The organism is Streptomyces sp. NPDC054796, assembly GCF_053611545.1.
Genome location: NZ_JBSHAO010000058.1, coordinates 1 through 16561, shown reverse-complemented (window position 1 = coordinate 16561; position 16561 = coordinate 1). Strand labels below are relative to the sequence as shown.

General features: G+C 73.2%; 14 protein-coding genes. 5 read left to right on the top strand and 9 right to left on the bottom strand.

Annotated features, from left to right (window positions below; genetic code table 11):
* Positions 1-29: 29 nt before the first annotated feature.
* Positions 30-398 carry a winged helix-turn-helix transcriptional regulator gene (locus ACWGJ2_RS33260; RefSeq protein ID WP_453350045.1) on the top strand — a complete coding sequence of 123 codons (369 nt, stop codon included), beginning with the start codon at positions 30-32 and terminating at the stop codon, positions 396-398.
* Positions 399-1619: 1221 nt separating this feature from the next.
* On the opposite strand, the gene ACWGJ2_RS33255 is transcribed toward ACWGJ2_RS33260, so the two are convergent.
* The 8 genes from ACWGJ2_RS33255 to ACWGJ2_RS33220 all read right to left on the bottom strand — a co-directional run bounded on the left by ACWGJ2_RS33255 (position 1620) and on the right by ACWGJ2_RS33220 (position 11481).
* Entirely contained in the window at positions 1620-3074 is a 1455-nt protein-coding gene (locus ACWGJ2_RS33255) for a dihydrolipoyl dehydrogenase family protein (RefSeq protein WP_453350044.1), read from the bottom strand.
* Between the two features lie 65 nt (positions 3075-3139).
* Positions 3140-4783 carry an amidase gene (locus ACWGJ2_RS33250; RefSeq protein WP_453350043.1) on the bottom strand — a complete coding sequence of 548 codons (1644 nt, stop codon included), beginning with the start codon at positions 4781-4783 and terminating at the stop codon, positions 3140-3142.
* 178 nt (positions 4784-4961) lie between these two features.
* A complete protein-coding gene (locus tag ACWGJ2_RS33245; RefSeq protein WP_453350042.1) occupies positions 4962-5855 on the bottom strand; it encodes a universal stress protein in 894 nt (297 codons plus the stop codon).
* Positions 5856-5944: 89 nt separating this feature from the next.
* Positions 5945-6979 (bottom strand): NAD(P)-dependent alcohol dehydrogenase, encoded by a 1035-nt coding sequence (locus tag ACWGJ2_RS33240; protein WP_453350041.1) that lies wholly within the window; start codon positions 6977-6979, stop codon positions 5945-5947.
* Complete coding sequence (locus ACWGJ2_RS33235) at positions 6976-9618, bottom strand: ATP-dependent Clp protease ATP-binding subunit (protein WP_453350040.1); 2643 nt, start codon at positions 9616-9618, stop codon at positions 6976-6978. The genes ACWGJ2_RS33240 and ACWGJ2_RS33235 overlap by 4 nt, the downstream gene beginning before the upstream one ends.
* Before the next feature lie 108 nt (positions 9619-9726).
* Positions 9727-10257, bottom strand: coding sequence for a ferritin-like domain-containing protein (locus tag ACWGJ2_RS33230; RefSeq protein ID WP_453350039.1), 531 nt, complete (start codon positions 10255-10257; stop codon positions 9727-9729).
* Between the two features lie 138 nt (positions 10258-10395).
* On the bottom strand, positions 10396-11145 hold the full coding sequence (locus tag ACWGJ2_RS33225) for a glutathione S-transferase family protein (RefSeq protein WP_453350038.1): 750 nt from the start codon (positions 11143-11145) through the stop codon (positions 10396-10398).
* A gap of 186 nt (positions 11146-11331) precedes the next feature.
* Positions 11332-11481, bottom strand: coding sequence for a hypothetical protein (locus ACWGJ2_RS33220; RefSeq protein WP_453350037.1), 150 nt, complete (start codon positions 11479-11481; stop codon positions 11332-11334).
* Positions 11482-11681: 200 nt separating this feature from the next.
* On the opposite strand from ACWGJ2_RS33220, the gene ACWGJ2_RS33215 reads away from it, so the two are divergent.
* Positions 11682-12416: a TetR/AcrR family transcriptional regulator gene (locus ACWGJ2_RS33215; protein ID WP_453350036.1), complete on the top strand. Its 735-nt coding sequence runs from the start codon at positions 11682-11684 to the stop codon at positions 12414-12416.
* 106 nt (positions 12417-12522) lie between these two features.
* Positions 12523-14649 (top strand): HelD family protein, encoded by a 2127-nt coding sequence (locus ACWGJ2_RS33210; RefSeq protein ID WP_453350070.1) that lies wholly within the window; start codon positions 12523-12525, stop codon positions 14647-14649.
* A 39-nt stretch (positions 14650-14688) separates the two neighbouring features.
* On the opposite strand, the gene ACWGJ2_RS33205 is transcribed toward ACWGJ2_RS33210, so the two are convergent.
* Positions 14689-14877, bottom strand: coding sequence for a hypothetical protein (locus ACWGJ2_RS33205; protein ID WP_453350035.1), 189 nt, complete (start codon positions 14875-14877; stop codon positions 14689-14691).
* Positions 14878-15094: 217 nt separating this feature from the next.
* Here ACWGJ2_RS33205 and ACWGJ2_RS33200 point away from each other — a divergent pair, with 217 nt between their 5' ends.
* Entirely contained in the window at positions 15095-15337 is a 243-nt protein-coding gene (locus ACWGJ2_RS33200; protein ID WP_453350034.1) for a DUF397 domain-containing protein, read from the top strand.
* Between the two features lie 216 nt (positions 15338-15553).
* The gene (locus ACWGJ2_RS33195) at positions 15554-16450 is read left to right on the top strand and encodes a helix-turn-helix domain-containing protein (RefSeq protein WP_453350033.1); all 897 of its coding nucleotides are present in this window, start codon (positions 15554-15556) and stop codon (positions 16448-16450) included.
* Positions 16451-16561 lie beyond the last annotated feature (111 nt).

Genomic DNA, 16561 nt, shown 5'->3' with positions numbered 1-16561 from the left:
TTACCTTTTGGTGAGCGAGGAGGTCAACGGTGGCCAAGGCGCCGAGGAACGGGCCCTACATCTGCGGTATCGACGCGGCGCTCGACGTCGTGAGCGGCAAGTGGAAGGGCCTGATCCTCTGGGAACTCGACGCGCACGGGGTACGGCGCTTCGCGCAGCTCCGGCGTGGTCTGGTGGGCGTGAGCGAGAAGATGCTGACGCAGCATCTGCGCGAGATGGAGGAGGACGGCCTCGTGCGGCGGGAGGTCTACGCGGAGGTCCCACCCCGTGTCGAATACTCCCTGACCGAGCACGGCCACACCCTCAACCAGGCGCTCGGGCCGCTGGGCGCGTGGGGTGTCGAGCGGATCCGCCGCGACGCGACGGGGGTCGTCGACACATCGGGCACCCCGCACTGACTGGTGGGGGTGCTGCGCGGGTCCCCTTCGCGGGGTGCGGAAGGAAACGGGGGGTTGTGCCGGTTCGTCGGGGGTGTTGCGCGGGACGGTTGTCCGGTGTGGTGGGTGCCGTAGGGTCCCGCGCCGATTTTTGTGCCGCGGCACGTGGTGCGGGGCGCTGCGCTGGGCGGTTCGCCGTATTCCGGGTGCGGGCCGGTGGCTTCGGCGCGGCGTGTGGACCTGTAGTTCGCGGCTGGCGCCGCGTGATTCATGGCTTGTGCCGGTGGCCGTGTGGGATTGCTGTGTGGTGGGGGTCGGCGCCGCGCCGGGGTGTCTCCTCGGCGTGAAGCTTTCGTGTTCGGCTTTCCGCCGTCGTTCGTCTCGACCTGCGGGGACACCCCACCGCGTCCCCTCCCACCCGGTGGCCAACTATCGGCCGGTGGCCCCTCCGCTTGTTCCCATGCTGTGGACCGGCACCGTGCCGGAGGGCCTCCGCCCCTGTCGGGGAAGCCGACGGCGGCGGCCCACCACCCTTGTTGTGGGCAAGCGTCCCGCTCGGCGAGGGGGCGCTCCCCCAGCGGTAGCTGGGGGAGGGTGAGCACAACCCGTGCCACCGGCCCGCAACACGCGAACGAGACCCCGAGGGGCACTCGGGTAGGCGCACCCTGCTCCGGGGGAGTTGCGCGGGATGGTTGGCCCGTGAAGTGGGGACCGTAGGTCCCGCGCCGGGGATGTGGCCGGGCTCAGCCGACCCGGAGTGGTAGCGGGCCACCGGCGGGACGGGGACGCGGTGGGGTGTCCCCGCAGGTCGAGAAAGTCACCGGCCGAAAGCCGAAAACGAGACCTTCACGCCGAGGAGACACCCCACCGCGGCACCGGACACCCCCCACCCACACACCCCACACGGCCACCGGCACAAACCAAGAACCACGCGGCGCAAGCCGCAACGCACCGCAACCACACGCCGCGCCGAAGCCACCCACCCGCACCGGGCCCGCTCCCGCCGGGCGACGGCACGCCAAATGTTGTGGGCAATCGTCCCGCTGGCGAGGGGGCACCTCCCAGCGGTAGCTGGGGGAGGGTGGGCACAACCCGTGCCACCGGCCCGCAGCACGCGAACGAACCCCCAAAGGGGCACCCAGGCAGGGCGCACCCCAACAAGAACCGGGCACCCCGTGCGGCCTTCACCCCGCACCCCGTGAAGGGGCACACCAGCGTGAAGGGGCAACCCTGCGTTTCCCCCTACCCCCGGTACTCCTCCAGAAGCCGCAGCCACACCTCGCTGATCGTCGGATACGCGGGCACCGCGTGCCAGAGCCGGTGCAGGGGGATTTCGCCGACGATGGCCGTCGTCGCGGAGTGGAGGAGTTCGCTGACGCCGGGGCCCACGAAGGTCGCGCCGACGACGGTCTCGGTGTCGAGGTCGACGACCATGCGGGCGCGGCCACGGTAGCCGTCCGCGAAGAGGGCCGCGCCCGCCACGCCGCCCAGGTCGACGTCCACCGCACGCACCCGCAGGCCGCGCGCGGCCGCCTCCTCGGCGGTGAGGCCCGCCGAGGTGGCCTCGGGGTCGCTGAACACCACTTGGGGCACCGCCGCGTGGTCGGCGGTGGCCGCGTGCGCACCCCAGGCACCGGTCTCCGGCCCGGACGCACCCGTGGCGCGGGCAGCCAGAGCCGCGCCCGCGATACGGGCCTGGTACTTGCCCTGGTGCGTCAGCAACGCGCGCCCGTTGGCGTCACCGACCGCGTACAGCCAGCCGCCCTCGACCCCCTCGACGCGGCAACTGTCGTCCACGGCAAGCCAGTTGCCGGGCTTCAACCCCACCGTGTCCAGGCCGATGTCCTCGGTGCGCGGCGCCCGCCCCGTCGCGAACAGGACCTCGTCGACGACGAGTTCCCCGCCGTCGTCGAGCGTCAGGGTCACCGGCCCGTCCGGCGCCGGGCGGGCCAGCTTCTCGACGGAGACACCGGTGCGCACGCTCGCGCCCGCCTCGGCCAGCGACTCCGCGACCAGTTCTCCCGCGAATGGTTCCATCTTCGGCAGCAGCCGCTCGCCGCGCACGAGGACGGTGACGGCGGAGCCGAGGGCGCGCCAGGCGGTGGCCATCTCCACCCCGACCACTCCCCCGCCGACGACCGCGAGCCGCCCCGGCACCTCCTTGGCCGAGGTCGCCTCCCTGCTGGTCCAGGGCTTGGCCGCCTCGATGCCCGGCAGTCCGGGCAGCGCGGCGCGGCTGCCGGTGCAGACGGCGACGGCGTGCCGGGCCGTCAGGGCCGTGGTGGTGCCGTCGGGGCGTTCCACGGTGACGCGGCGTGGTCCGTCAAGCCGTCCGTGGCCGCGTACCAGGTCGATGCCGGCCGACTCCAGCCAGCCGACCTGCCCGTCGTCCTTCCAGTCCGACGCGAAGCCGTCGCGCCGCTTCAGCACGGCCGCCGCGTCGAGCTTCCCCGTGGCGGCCTGGGCCGCGCCCGCGACGCGGCGCGCGTCGGCGACGGCGGCGACCGGGCGCAGCAGGGCCTTGCTGGGCATGCAGGCCCAGTACGAGCACTCTCCTCCGACCAGTTCCCGTTCCACGATCACGGCGCTGAGTCCCGCCGCGTGTGCGCGGTCGGCGACGTTCTCGCCGACGGGGCCCGCGCCGATCACGATCACGTCGTAGGTGTCGGTGTCGGGGGTTTGCTCGGGGCTGCTCATCTCGACCTCCGGGTCATGTGGGGCGCTGGGGTCCATCTTTCCCTCAGTCGGCCGCCGCGTCCTGCTCAGTCAACCAGCGGCGGGGTGCTCGTCGGAGGGGTGCGGTGGCGGGTGGCCTGCTCGTAGGCGTAGCCCATGGCCAGCAGCCCGGGCTCGTCGAAGGGGCGGCCCAGCAGTTCCACGCCGACGGGCAGCCCCTCCCCGGTGAATCCGGCCGGGACGCTGAGGGCGGGGAAGCCGCTGTATCCGGACAGGCGGCAGTTGGCGTACGGCTGGGTGGTGCCGACGGGGGTGGGCGGTTGGCTGACGGAGGGGTAGACGAGTGCGTCGAGCCGGTGCTCGCGCATCAGCTCCGTCAGCAGGGTGCGCAGCACGTCGCGCTGGCGCAGCTTCTCCTCGTACGCCGGGTTGGGCAGGGGCGGGCTGTGCACCCACGCGCGCAGTGTCTCCAGGACGCTCGGGGTGACCTGGCCGGAGGTGGCGATGTCGGCGAGGGTGATCTCGTCGCGCGGGGGTTCGAGGCGGGCGAGGGAGCGGGGGTGTCCGTCGGCGGACTCGGCGAGGTAGGCGTTGAGGTCGCGCTCGAACTCGTCCCTGACCCGGTTGGCCCCGGCCGCCGCCTCCATGATGCCGGGCTGGGCGCCCAGCTCGACGGGGGTGGCCCCGCTCCTGGCCATGTCGGCGACGGCCTCGCGTACGACGGCGTTGGTGGGCGCCGCCTCGTCCTCCGTGCCGAAGTAGTCGGTGAAGACGCCGACGCGCTTGCCGCGCAGTGCGTCGCGGGAGAGGCCGTCGAGATAGCTGCGCGGGACCTTCCCCCTGGCGGCCTCGGTGACCGGGTCCCTGGGGTCGTGCCCGGCGGTGGCGTCGAGGAGCAGCGCCGCGTCCCGTACGGAGACGGTCATCGGGCCCGCGGTGTCCTGCGTGCCCGCGAGCGGGGCGATCCCGGCGCGGCTGGAGAGGCCGAGGGTGGGGCGCAGTCCGACGAGGTTGTTGTGCGAGGCGGGGATGCGGATGGAGCCGCAGGTGTCCGTGCCCATCCCGGCGGGCGCGAAGGCGGCGGCGACGGCTGCTGCCGTGCCGCCGCTGGAGCCGCCGGGGTGGCGGGTCTGGTCGTACGGGTTGCGGGTCTGGCCGCCGAGCGAGCTGAGGGTGGTGACGCTCATCGCGAACTCGTGCATGTTCGTCTTCGCGAGAACGATCGCGCCCGCCTCGCGCAGTCTGCGCACCTGGGTGGCGTCGCGGCGCGGGCGCAGTTCGCGCAGGGCGACGGAGCCGCTGGTGGTCGGCGCGTCGGCGGTGTCGTAGTTGTCCTTGAGCACGAGGGGGATTCCGTGCAGCGGCCCGCGCACCCGTCCTGCGGCGCGCTCGGCGTCCAGGCGCGCCGCACCGGCCCGCGCCGCGCGCCGGTCCACGGAGATCACGGCGTTGATCCCGGGCTGGTCCGCGTAGGCGTCCTCGTACGCGTCGACGCGCCGCAGATAGGCGTCGACGAGCTGGACGGAGGTGACCTCACCCCGCTCCAGCGCGCGGCGCAGTTCGCCGAGGTCGCGCCCGACCACCGGCACGGGGCCGTGCGGGCGTTCCGCGGCCGGGTCGTGGGCGCGCCCCGCCGCGGCGGGCGGGGCGGCCAGGAGGCTCGCGGGGAGCGCGGCGAGCAGCAGCAGGGGCAGGAGGGGGTGCAGGCCGCCGCGTAAGGCTCTTCGCATCCTTCGCATCCGAGGTCCCTTTCCTCATGGTCCGCGTGGTCCGCGTGGTGGGGTGAGTCCAGGAACTGCCTGTTGCGGGCATGTCACCTTGTCAAGACGGCCTGCCTCCCCAGCCCGACGGCACGCACCGCACCGCGCCGCACCGCGCCGCGCCCGTGGCCGGACGGTCAGCCTCGGGTCACTGTGCCGGGACGAGCACCACCGGGCAGTGCGCGTGGTGCAGCACCGCGTGCGCCGCGGGGCCGAGCTGGAGGCCGAGGCGGCGGCGCTGGCGGGCGTGCGTGGAGAGCACGAGCACGTCGGCGGCGCGGCTGGCCTCGATGAGCGGCCCGGCGGGCGCCCCGGTCTGCTCCTCCTCCTTCACCCGCACCTGCGGATACCGCTCCCGGAAGGGCGCCACCGCCTCACGCACCACGGCGAGCGCCGCGGCGCGCTGCTCCTCGACCTCCTTGGGCGGCAGTTGGAGCCGTCCGGGCATCCGGGGCGAGGGCCACACGTGCAGGACGCGCAGCGTGGACTCGCGGCGGGTGGCCTCCTCGAAGCCGAAGCGCAGCGCCTCCTTGTCAGCGTCCGAGCCGAGCCCCACCAGCGTGGTGCCGCGCGGCGCGGTCTCGGCGGGGGTGTCGCCGCGTACGACCATCAGCGGGCCCTCGCAGTGCGCGGCGACGCGGAGGCTGACCGAGCCGAGCAGCAGCCCGGCGAAGCCGCCCCTGCCCCGGGTGCCGACGACGGTGAGCGCGGCGGTGCGGCTGGCGCGCACGAGCGCGTCGGCTGCCGGGGTCTCGACCGGCGTGGACGGCACGGCCCTGAGCCCGGGCGCGCGTTCCGCCACCCGCTGGACCGCCTCGTCGACGATCTCGGCTGCGGCCTTGAGGAAGCGTTCGGTGTCGCTCTGGGTGACGGGCACGGCCGCGCGTCGGGGCCACAGCCCTCCGCACAGGATCTCCAGCTCGGCGCCGCGCCGTTCGGCCTCGTCGGCGGCGCGGTCGAGCGCGCGCAGGGAAGCGCCCGACCCGTCGACGCCGACGACGACACGGCCCTTGGCGGTGGGAACTGCGGACTGGTCGGTCATCTGGGTCAACTCTCCCTTGTCTCGCTCCTCCGCTTTCCCTCCAGTGTGCGTGCTGTGCGCGCCAGGAGACAGCTCAACGGTTCAACAGCTCAAGGGACCACGACTGCGCGGCCGTTGACCTTTCCGTCGTGCAGCAGTCGGTAGGCGTGGGGTGCCTCGTCCAGGGAGAAGGTCTCGACGTGGACGTCGAGTGCCCCCTGCCGCGCCAGGTCGAGCACCTCGATCAGCTCGGAGCGGCTGCCCCAGTACGGGGAGCGCGCCGTCACCTCGTAGGGCAGCACACCGAAGCCGACGGGGAGTGTGCCGCCGCCGATGCCGACGATGGTGACGTCGCCCTCGACACCGACGCTCCCGCCCGCGAGGGCGAGGGTGGCGGGCGCCCCCACGAAGTCGAGGACGACGGTGGCTCCTTCGCCGCCGGTCAGCTCGCGGATGCGGCCTGCGGCGCGCTCGTCGGAGAGCAGCACCTCGTGTGCGCCGACGCTGCGGGCGAGCGCGAGTTTGTCGTCGTTGATGTCGAGGGCGACGACGCGGGTCGCGGTCATGGCGCGCAGCAACTGGATGGCGACGTGCCCGAGGCCGCCGGTGCCGATGACGACGGCCGTGCTGCCGGCGACCAGCTTGGGCAGCGAGAGCTTGATGGCGTGGTACGGGGTGAGCCCGGCGTCGGTCAGCGGCACGGTCCGCACGGGGTCCAGGTCGCCGATGGGCACGAGGTGGCGGGGGTCGTCCACGAGGAGGTACTCGGCCATGGCGCCCGGTTCGCCCAGCCCCGGCGGGAAGATGCCCTCCTGCTGGGCGCGCAGGCAGTAGTTCTCCTCGCCCCGCGCGCACATCCGGCACACCCCGCAGCCCCAGGGCCCGTAGACGACGACCGCCTGGCCGACCTCCACCCCCGTGGCGCCAGGACCGAGCGCGGCGACGGTTCCCGCGCCCTCGTGCCCGAGGGTGAGCGGGAGGGGGAAGGCGATCTGCTCTGCGCTGAAGCCCATGACGGCGATGTCCGAATGGCAGGCGCCGGCCGCCGTGACCTTCAACAGCACCTGCCCGGGGCCAGGTTCGGGATCGGGCACGGTGACGACGGCGGGCGCCGCGCCGATGCTCGGGTACTGGAGAGCCTTCATGAGCGGGGTTCCGTCCTGGTGTCGGTGCCGGGGGCGGCGTCCGGGCCGGGAGTGGTGTCCGGGCCGGAGGTGCCGGGTCCGGACGACGTGCCGGAGTCCGACGTGCCGGGCTGCCCGCCCCCGTGGCGGACCGAGCAGACCAGGGAGTCGTCCTGGACGTCGGCGACCACCGTGTCGCCGGGCCCCACCTCCTCGCCGAGCAGCAGCGAGGCGATGCGGTTGTCCAGCTCCGTCTGGATCGTGCGCCGCAGCGGGCGTGCCCCGTACTCCGGCTGGTGGCCGTGCGCGATGAGCAGCTTCTTCGCCGCCTCGGTGACCTCCAGGCCGATGTCCTGGGCCCGCAGCTTGCGCACGCTGCGCTCCAGCAGCCGGTCGAAGACGCCGCCGAGGTCGTCCTCGCCGAGTCCGTGGAAGATGATGATCTCGTCGATGCGGTTGAGGAACTCGGGCGGGAAACGGCCGCCGAGGTCCCCCATGAGCTGGTCGCGGATCTCGTCCGTCCTGCCCTGGTGGGCCAGGATGCGCTGGGCCCCGATGTTGCTGGTCATGATGACGACCGTGTTCCGGAAGTCCACGGTGCGCCCCTGCGCGTCGGTGAGGCGCCCGTCGTCCAGCACCTGGAGCAGCGAGTTGAAGACGTCGGGGTGTGCCTTCTCCACCTCGTCGAAGAGGAGCACGCTGTACGGCCGCCGCCTGACCTGCTCCGTCAACTGCCCGGCCTCCTCATGGCCGACATAGCCGGGCGGCGCTCCGACGAGGCGCGAGACGGTGTGCTTCTCCTGGTACTCGCTCATGTCGAAGCGGACCAGCCTGTTCTCGTCGCCGAAGAGCAGCTCGGCCAGCGCCTTGGCGAGTTCGGTCTTGCCCACCCCCGTAGGGCCAAGGAAGAGGAAGGAGCCGACGGGCCGGTTGCGGTCGCCCATGCCCGCGCGGTTGCGGCGCACGGCCTCGGCCACGGCGGTGACCGCCTCTTCCTGGCCGACGACGCGCTCGTGCAGGGCGCTCTCCAGCTTCAGCAGCCTCTCCCGCTCGGTCTCGGTGAGCTGTGCGACGGGGATGCCGGTGCGCCGGGACAGCACCTCGGCGATGTCGTCGGCGGTGACGGACATGACGCCCTCGCGCCGCTCCTCGACCCCCGCCAGCTCCGCCTCCACCTCGGCGGTCTCGCGCTTGATCTCGTCGGCGCGGCGGAAGTCCTCGGCGGCGACGGCCTGTTCCTTCTCGCGCCTGAGCTTGGCCAGCCGGTCCTCGCGCGAGACGACCTCCGTCGAGCGCCCCAGCGAGCGCAGCCGCACGCGCGCGCCCGCCGTGTCCATCAGGTCGATGGCCTTGTCGGGCAGGAAGCGGTCGGTGAGATAGCGGTCGGACAGCTCGGCCGCGGCGCGCAGTGCCTCGTCGGTGAAGCGGACCTGGTGGTGTGCTTCGTAGGAGTCGCGCAGGCCGTCCAGGATCTCGACGGTCTCCTCGACGGAGGGCTCGGGGATCATGACGGGCTGGAAGCGGCGCTCCAGCGCGGCGTCCTTCTCGATGTTCCTGCGGTACTCGTCCAGTGTGGTGGCGCCGATGACGTGCAGTTCGCCGCGGGCGAGCGCGGGCTTGAGGATGTTGCCCGCGTCCATCGAGCCCTCCCCTCCGGAGCCCGCGCCCACGACGGTGTGCAGTTCGTCGATGAACAGGATCATGGAGTCGGAGGCCCGGCCGACCTCGTCGATGACGTTCTTCAGCCGCTCCTCGAACTCGCCCCGGTACTTGGAGCCCGCCACAAGACCGGTCAGGTCGAGGGCGACGACGCGCTTGTCCTTGAGGGTCTGCGGCACGTCACCGGCCACGATGCGCTGGGCCAGGCCCTCGACGATGGCGGTCTTGCCGACGCCGGGTTCGCCGATGAGGACGGGGTTGTTCTTCGTGCGCCGGGAGAGGATCTCCACCGTCTGCTCGACCTCTTCGCCGCGCCCGACGACCACGTCCAGCTTCCCGGCCCTCGCCTCCTCGGTCATGTCGCGCCCGTACTCGTCCAGGGTCGGCGTCGAACTGCCGCCCTGTCCGCCGCGTTCAGGGCCCGGCCCGGTGCCCTCGCCGCGCGCGGCGCCCTCGACAGCGCGGGCCAGCCGCCGGTTGTCGGGGCCGTTGCCCGCCAGGAAGCGGCCCGCGCCGGAGTCACGGTCGTCCAGCAGGGCCGCGAGGACGTGCTCGGGGCCGATATAGGAGACGCCCGCTGCCTGCGAGAGCGCGTGCGCGGCGATCAGCACCCGCTTGGCTGCCGGGGTCAGCCCCGGCTCCGCCGACGGTGTGCCGCTCTCCCCCGGCAGCGCCTCCGCCACGGCACCGGCGAGCGCGTCGGCGTCGGCGCCCGCGCGTTCGAGCAGCGACCGCGCGGGCTCGACCTGGGTGCAGGCCCACAGCAGGTGCTCGGTGTCCAGGTCCGGGCTGCCGTCCTCCTGGGCGCGGGCCGAGGCGCGCGCGATCAGCTCGCGCGCCGAGTCCGTCAGCAGCCGCCCGATCGGCACCCGCTGCACGGCGGGCGGCGACGAGACGGGGGACATGCCGAAGAACCTGTTGAGGAGGTCGGAGAACGGGTCGGAGGAGGACGAGCCGGAACCGGAGGACGGCCCGGGGGAACCGAAGGGCGGCATGGTCATGGGAGACAACTCCAGAGGTGCGGGACGAGTCCCCTGCGCACCGGCACCGGGCCCTGCGCCGGACCCTGCGCCGGACCCACGCGCGGGGCGCTCGGTGCTGCGGGGTGTTCAGTGCTGGGGTTCGAGGAAGGTGAGCATGTCGTCGGCGTGCTCCTCCTCCTTGGCGAGGATCCCTTCCAGTACCCGGCGCGTGGTGGGGTCGGCCGAGCCGATCCAGTTGATCATCTCGGTGTACGAGGCGATGGCGACCCGTTCGGCGACGAGGTTCTCGCGCACCATCTCGCTCAGGTCGGTGGCGGTGACGTACTCCGAGTGGGCGCGGCCCGCGAGCGCCGAGGGGTCGAAGAGGGGATCGCCGCCGAGCTGGACGATGCGGTCGGCGAGCTGGTCGGCGTGGTCCTGTTCCTCGTTGGAGTGCTCCAGGAACTCCGCCGCCACCGGCTCGGAGTCCAGCCCCGAGGCGGTGAAGTGATGCTGCCGGTAGCGCAGCACGCAGATCAGCTCGGTGGCGAGCGCGACGTTCAGCAGCTCGATGACCTTCCCGACGTCGGTTCCGTACGAGGAGGTCACCGGGCCGCTCATGATGTCGTCGCGGGCCTTGTCCCGCAGGGTCTGCACGTCGGTGAGGAAGTCGGCCATGGCCCGGTCCTTTGCGGTGAGGTGGAGTGAGGCGACCAGCACGCCTCCCCGCCCACTACAGCAGCACCGGAAATATCCCGCAAAAGGAGCATTCCGGGCGGATGGCCGGAGTCCGCGCCGCGAGGCGGCGTCCGCACCTCAGTCCCCGAGGTGCGCCAGGCCCCGCGCCGCCTCCCGGAAAGCGGGCAGTGCGCCGAGCCGCGCCACGTGCTCCGTCACGCGAGGGCCCGCCGCGCCCCGCGGCCCGTAGCGGCGTACGGTGACCACCGCCCACAACTGCACGTCAGCGGCGGTCAGCGCACCGCCCAGCAGGAAGGCACCGTCGCCGCCCGCCGCCGTGAGACGGTCCTCCGCCTCGACCAGCGCCTCGTCGGGGCGCTCCTCGGCCAGTTCCTCGAACGCGCCGATGCCACGGGCCCGCTCGACGGGGTACAGCTCGGGCGCCTCCGCGCCGCGCTCGAAGCGTCCGGCCAGGTCACGGACGATGTCGGGGGCGTGGTTGCTGACGATCCGGCCCGTCCACCCGTCGCTGAGCACGGGCGCCGAGAGGGTGCCCTGGTAGCGGTGCCGGGTGGCCTCGTACAGGCCGCCGAGCGAGGCGTAGCCGTGCCCGGCGTCGGGCGCCGGGGGCAGCACGGTGACGGGCAGCGTCGCGTGCAGCCCCATCAGCCGGCGCGTGACGGCTATGCGCAGGGACGACGGACAGGACGGCACGAGGTGGAGGCGGTAGCGGTGGGGCACGGCGTGGAAGCCGCTCCCGTCGCGGCACCCGATCCGCCCCCGGAAGACTCCCCGGCCGCCGGTTCCCTCCGACGGCACGGTTTCGGCAGTCATGGACGTGGACGCGGACGCGGACGTGGGCGCGGACGTGGACAGGGTCGCGGACATGGCTCTCCCTCGGGCGTGGCTGGCGAGCGGGCGATGGTGCGCTACGGGTCGCGGCATGACGGGTCTACGGCACGTCAGCGGGGTCCCGGAGGGGCCGGGCGGCGGGCGTCCTGAGCGGCGCCCCGGACCCGCGAAGGACGGGCGCCGAGCCGGACGGGCCACGAAGGGCTTCCCTCCAGGCGGGCCTTACCTCGCGCTGCACACTCGCAGCAGATCGATGTGGCGGCGGGAGGTGAGCAGCCATCCGGCGCGCGCCGAGGGCGCGGGGGCGGAGGGGGAAGTGAGGCTGGGCGCGGGGGTGGCGGAGCAGTCGGCCTCCGGCTCTCCACCACTCATGGCACCCCACCGATCCTGCCCGCCGCTCGCGCCGTGTGCGCGGACGCGCGGGCCTTCTCGGATTCTCCGGGCACGCGCGTACAGCGTCAACAGTGCGCCCGCGTACGGAAACGGCCCGGGACCGCGGCCCGGCACCCCCTCCAACCTTGGATACTCGGTAATAAATTTAACCGAGTTACATTTTCTGTTACGCTCGCCCCATGACCGAGCAGCAGCAGGGCTTGCGGGAGCGCAAGCGACAGCGCACATACGAGGCGATCTCGGAAGCGGCCATCGCCCTCTTCCTGGAACGCGGCTTCGACCAGGTCTCCGTGGCCGAGATCGCGGAGGCCGCCGAGGTCTCGAAGCCGACCCTCTTCCGCTACTTCCCGGCGAAGGAGGACATGGCCCTCTACCGCTTCGGCGACCACGAGGACGAGGCCGCCCGCGTCGTGCGCGGGCGCGCCCCTGACACCTCGCCGCTGGCCGCGCTGCACGCGCACTTCCTGCACGGACTCGCCGAACGCGACCCCGTCACGGGGCTGTGCGACCACGAGGCCGTGCTGGCCTTCCACCGGCTCCTCTACGGCACACCCAGCCTGGTGGCGCGGCTGCACGCGTACACCTCGCGCTCCGAACACGCCCTCGCGACGGCGCTGCACGAGGCCGCGCACGCAAGCGGAAGCGGAGGCGGAGGCGGAGCGGCGCGGGGCGCCGAGGAGCCCGAGTCCGGGCCCGGCCTGACGGCGCGGCTCGCGGCGGGCCAGATCGTCGCGGTCCAGCGCATCCTCGCGCTCGACAACTGGCGCCGCATCGCCGACGGCACCCCGGCCGACGAGGTGTACGAGGGCGCGATCGAGGCAGCCGAGCACGCCTTCGCGCTGCTGCGCGCCGGCCTCCCGGACCCGGACGGAGCACCGAACGGAGAGGGCACGGGCGATGCGTCCGCACGGTGAGCGGGACGGGGGCACACCGACCGAGGACGGAGCGGCCGGGGACGGAGCGGCCGACGCCGACGAACTGACCAGGGAGCGCGCGTACGCACGGGTATGCCGGGACGCCATGGCGCGGACCGTCGCCGACGCGCAGGAGCGGGTGACGAGCGGCGCCGGTGTCGTGCGGGAGGAGGGCGTCTCCGGTGACGGGGCCAGCGCGGAGGCTCTCGGGCGCGCGCTGCGCAGTTGGGCCAAGGAACTGCGCGAGGAGCCCGAAGCGCCCCTCTTCTTCGGCCGCCTCGACTTCTCCGACCGGGACACCAACCCGGAAACCGGCCCCGAAAGCGGCCCGGGAACCCGCACGGACGCCGCCCACGAGGCGCAGCGCTACTACATCGGCCGCCGCCGCGTCGCCGAGCACCCGGCCGCGCCGCCCCTCGTCCTCGACTGGCGCGCCCCCGTCTCGCGCGCCTTCTACCAGGCAACCGCCGCACAGCCCCGAGGTGTCGCCGTGCGCCGCCGCTTCGGCTGGGCGCCAGGCAGCCGGGGCGCGCCCGAGGACCTCACGGGCCTGGAGGACGAACACCTCACCGCACACGACGGAGACGGCACCCGCACAGGCACCGGCACAGGCACAGGCGAAGCCCCCGCCAGCGCGATCGTCGCCGGGGAGATCGAGCGCCCCCGCGTCGGCCCGATGCGCGACATCGTCGCCACCATCCAGCCGGAGCAGGACGACCTCGTACGCGGCGGCCTGGACGAGTCCTTCTGCGTCCAGGGCGCACCCGGCACCGGCAAGACCGCCGTCGGACTGCACCGCGCCGCCTATCTCCTCTACACCCACCCCCGGCGCATCGCGCGCGGCGGGCTGCTCGTCCTCGGCCCCAACGAGGCGTTCCTGCGCTACATCTCGCAGGTGCTGCCCTCGCTCGGCGAGGTCGGCGTGCGGCAGTGCACGGTCGGCGATCTCGTCGCCCGGCACCCCGCCGTCACCGAGGACGGCGAGGCCGCGGCCCGCGTCAAGCACGACCCCCGGATGGCGGCCGTGCTCCGGCGCGCCCTCTACGGACGGGTGCGGGCCCCGGAGGAACCCCTCGTCGTGCCCGACGGCTCCTACCGCTGGCGCGTCGACGCCGGGGAGCTGGCACGGCTCGTCGAACTGGTCGGGCGCGAGGATCCGCCGTACGAGGTGGGCAGGGAGCGGGTGCGGGCCCGGGTCGTGGCGCTGCTGCGCGACAGGGCGGAGCGCAGGGCGGGCCCGCCGGGCGCCGAGTGGCTGCGCCGCATGGGCAGGGCCCGCGCCGTCACGGCCTTCCTGGACGCGGTGTGGCCCAAGGCGCGCCCCGAGGAAGTGCTGGCTCAACTCCTGGGCAACGCCGGGGAGTTGAGCCGTAGCGCCGACGGCCTGCTCACCGAACCCGAGCAGCGGGCGCTGCTGTGGGAGCGGGCCCCTCGCACGTTCCGCGGCGCGCGGTGGTCGCGTGCCGATCTGGTGCTGCTGGACGAGGTGGCCGGGCTGATCGGGCGCCCCGAGGAGAGCTACGGGCACGTGGTCGTGGACGAGGCGCAGGACCTCTCCCCCATGGAGTGCCGCGTGATAGCCCGCCGCAGCGAGTACGGCTCGCTGACCGTGCTGGGCGACCTCGCGCAGGGCACCACGCCCTGGGCCGCGGCGCGGTGGCCGGAGCAGCTCGCGCACCTGGGGCGGCCCGAGGCGCGGGTCGTGCCGCTGACCACGGGGTTCCGGGTGCCGCGCGCCATCGTGGCGGCGGCCAACGCGCTGCTGGACTCGCTGGACGTGCCGGTGCCGCCGGCGCGCTCACTGCGCGGCGACGGCGAACTGCGCGTACGCGAGGTCCCGGACCTGGCGCGCGCGACGGCCGAGGCGGTAGGGGAGGCGCTGGCCCGCGAGGGCTCTGTCGCCGTCATCGCCGCCGACGAACAGGCGGAGGCGGCCCGCACGGCGCTGACGCGCGCGGGTGTCCGCACCGCGTCGGCGGAGGAGATCGGCGGCGAGGCGCGGGTGACGGTGCTGCCCGCGAGCGCGGCGAAGGGCCTGGAGTACGACCACGTGATCCTGCTCGAACCCTCGGCCGTCGTCGCGGCCGAACCGCGCGGCGCGCACCGGCTGTACGTGGTGCTGACCCGCGCGGTCTCCCGGCTCGACATCCTGCACACGGCCCCGCTCCCGGCCGCCCTCACCGGCATGACCGCGCCCTCGACCGTCCGTACCCACCCCCGTGGAGCACGGTGATCCCAGGAGCGGGACCCCTCAGCCTGCGCTGTGCCCGGGTCAGCCCGCTCTGTGTCCGAGCCGGCCCTCCTCGCTCCGCGGCGAGCGCTCGATCTGGCGCAGCCACGGCGGCTCGTCGGCGATCTCCAGCAGGAGCAGCAGACGTGTGAGGGGGTCGTCCCACTCGGGCTCGGCCTGATCGTCCACCGGCCCTGCGACAGCGGGTCGTTCAAAGCCTTGTGAGGTCAATGGGACTCCAGAGTGCGAGTGATGACCGTCAACTCTCGTGATCTTGAGCTCAGTTGACGTCAGTCGTTCTGCGCGGGTCATTCTCGCGGACACGTTCTTACGGATGCAAGTACATCTGCAATTACAGATGTAAGAACGCTCCGGTGTGGGAAGGTGTTCAGCCATCAGGTTCCAGCACTCCCGCGATCCGTTCGCGGCACTGATGGAGAGGCGCTTTATGCACATCGACAACGGCATCGAGGCCACCCGGTTGCAGGACGTCACCTGGCGGAAGAGCGCGCGCAGCAACCCCAACGGGAACTGCGTCGAGCTGGCGGGGCTCGGCGACGGCGGCGTCGCCGTCCGCAACTCCCGCCACCCCTCGGGTCCCGCGCTCATCTACACCGCCGCGGAAATGGCCGCGTTCATCCAGGGAGCCAAGGACGGGGACTTCGACGATCTGGTCCCCTCCGACGGCTGAAATCCACTCTGACGGCTGAGATTCACGGGACCGCGCGAGCGTCGGCGCGCGGTCCCACCAGGCCACCGGACCAGGCCACAGGGACGCGCGTACCCACGTCGCACATGGCAGCGACACATGGCATCGGTACGTGCGTCCTGCATGGCTGTACGGGGTGGGTGAGTGGTGGGACACTGAGCACTCGAACGGTCACTCAGGGGAGCAAGGACAGGCGGGATGTCAGCAGAGGCGGAACGCGCGAAGTCGGTCAGGCGCATCCTCGAACAGCCGCGCGGCGGGCCGACGATCCTGCGCATCGTGCTGGGCACGCAGTTGCGGCGGCTGCGCGAGCAGCGCAACATCTCCCGGGAAGCCGCGGGGGACGCGATCCGGGGTTCGCACGCCAAGATCAGCCGCTTGGAACTGGGCCGGGTGGGCTGCAAGGAGCGGGACGTCGAGGACCTGCTCACGCTCTACGGCGTCACGGACGCCGCGGAGCGCGAGGAGTACCTCTCCGTGGCCCGTCAGGCGAGCACGCCGGGCTGGTGGCAGAAGTACAGCGACGTCATGTCGCCCTGGTTCGACCGCCTCATCGGCCTGGAAGAGGCGGCCTCGGTGATCCGCACGTACGAGGTGCAGTTCATCCCCGGTCTCCTCCAGACGCCGGAGTACGCGCACGAGGTCGTGCGGCTGGGCCATCCGCGCGCCTCGGCCCGCGAGGTCGAGCGGCGGGCCAGGCTGCGGGTCGAGCGCCAGGACATGCTCAAGCAGCCGCACGCGCCCCGGCTCTGGGCCGTGGTCGACGAGGCGGCGCTCCGACGGCCGCTCGGCGGCAGTGCCGTGATGGAAGGTCAGATCCGGCACTTGCTGTGGGCCGCCGAGCAGCGCAACATCACGGTCCAGATCGCCCCGTTCCGGATCGGCGGCCTCGCGGCCGCCGGTGGGCCCGTCACCATAATGAGGTTTCTGGAGCCCGATCTCCCGGACGTCGTCTATCTGGAACAGCTCACCTCCTCGCTCTATCTGGAGAAGCGCGAAGAGGTGGAGAACTACATGGCGGTCATGGACCGGCTGTGCGCCATGGCCGAGCCGCCCGCCAGGACCAAGGCGTTCCTGGAGGAACTGCTGCCATAGGCGCTTCGGAGCGCGAAGGGGAGGGGCGGGGGGGCCCGCCCCGCGGGCCCCCCCCCCACCCCCCCCCGCCCCCCCCACCAGGGGGGGCCCGGGGCGCGGCGGGGGGGGGCA

Excerpts from the sequence above, each read along its gene's own strand:
- ACWGJ2_RS33220 (WP_453350037.1), bottom strand. The coding sequence starts at position 11,481 with ATGAGTGGTGGAGAGCCGGAGGCCGACTGCTCCGCCACCCCCGCGCCC.
- ACWGJ2_RS33250 (WP_453350043.1), bottom strand. The coding sequence starts at position 4,783 with ATGCGAAGAGCCTTACGCGGCGGCCTGCACCCCCTCCTGCCCCTGCTG.
- ACWGJ2_RS33225 (WP_453350038.1), bottom strand. The coding sequence starts at position 11,145 with ATGTCCGCGACCCTGTCCACGTCCGCGCCCACGTCCGCGTCCGCGTCC.
- ACWGJ2_RS33245 (WP_453350042.1), bottom strand. The coding sequence starts at position 5,855 with ATGACCGACCAGTCCGCAGTTCCCACCGCCAAGGGCCGTGTCGTCGTC.
- ACWGJ2_RS33210 (WP_453350070.1), top strand. The coding sequence starts at position 12,523 with ATGGCGCGGACCGTCGCCGACGCGCAGGAGCGGGTGACGAGCGGCGCC.
- ACWGJ2_RS33195 (WP_453350033.1), top strand. The coding sequence starts at position 15,554 with ATGTCAGCAGAGGCGGAACGCGCGAAGTCGGTCAGGCGCATCCTCGAA.
- ACWGJ2_RS33240 (WP_453350041.1), bottom strand. The coding sequence starts at position 6,979 with ATGAAGGCTCTCCAGTACCCGAGCATCGGCGCGGCGCCCGCCGTCGTC.
- ACWGJ2_RS33215 (WP_453350036.1), top strand. The coding sequence starts at position 11,682 with ATGACCGAGCAGCAGCAGGGCTTGCGGGAGCGCAAGCGACAGCGCACA.
- ACWGJ2_RS33230 (WP_453350039.1), bottom strand. The coding sequence starts at position 10,257 with ATGGCCGACTTCCTCACCGACGTGCAGACCCTGCGGGACAAGGCCCGC.
- ACWGJ2_RS33255 (WP_453350044.1), bottom strand. The coding sequence starts at position 3,074 with ATGAGCAGCCCCGAGCAAACCCCCGACACCGACACCTACGACGTGATC.
- ACWGJ2_RS33200 (WP_453350034.1), top strand. The coding sequence starts at position 15,095 with ATGCACATCGACAACGGCATCGAGGCCACCCGGTTGCAGGACGTCACC.
- ACWGJ2_RS33235 (WP_453350040.1), bottom strand. The coding sequence starts at position 9,618 with ATGACCATGCCGCCCTTCGGTTCCCCCGGGCCGTCCTCCGGTTCCGGC.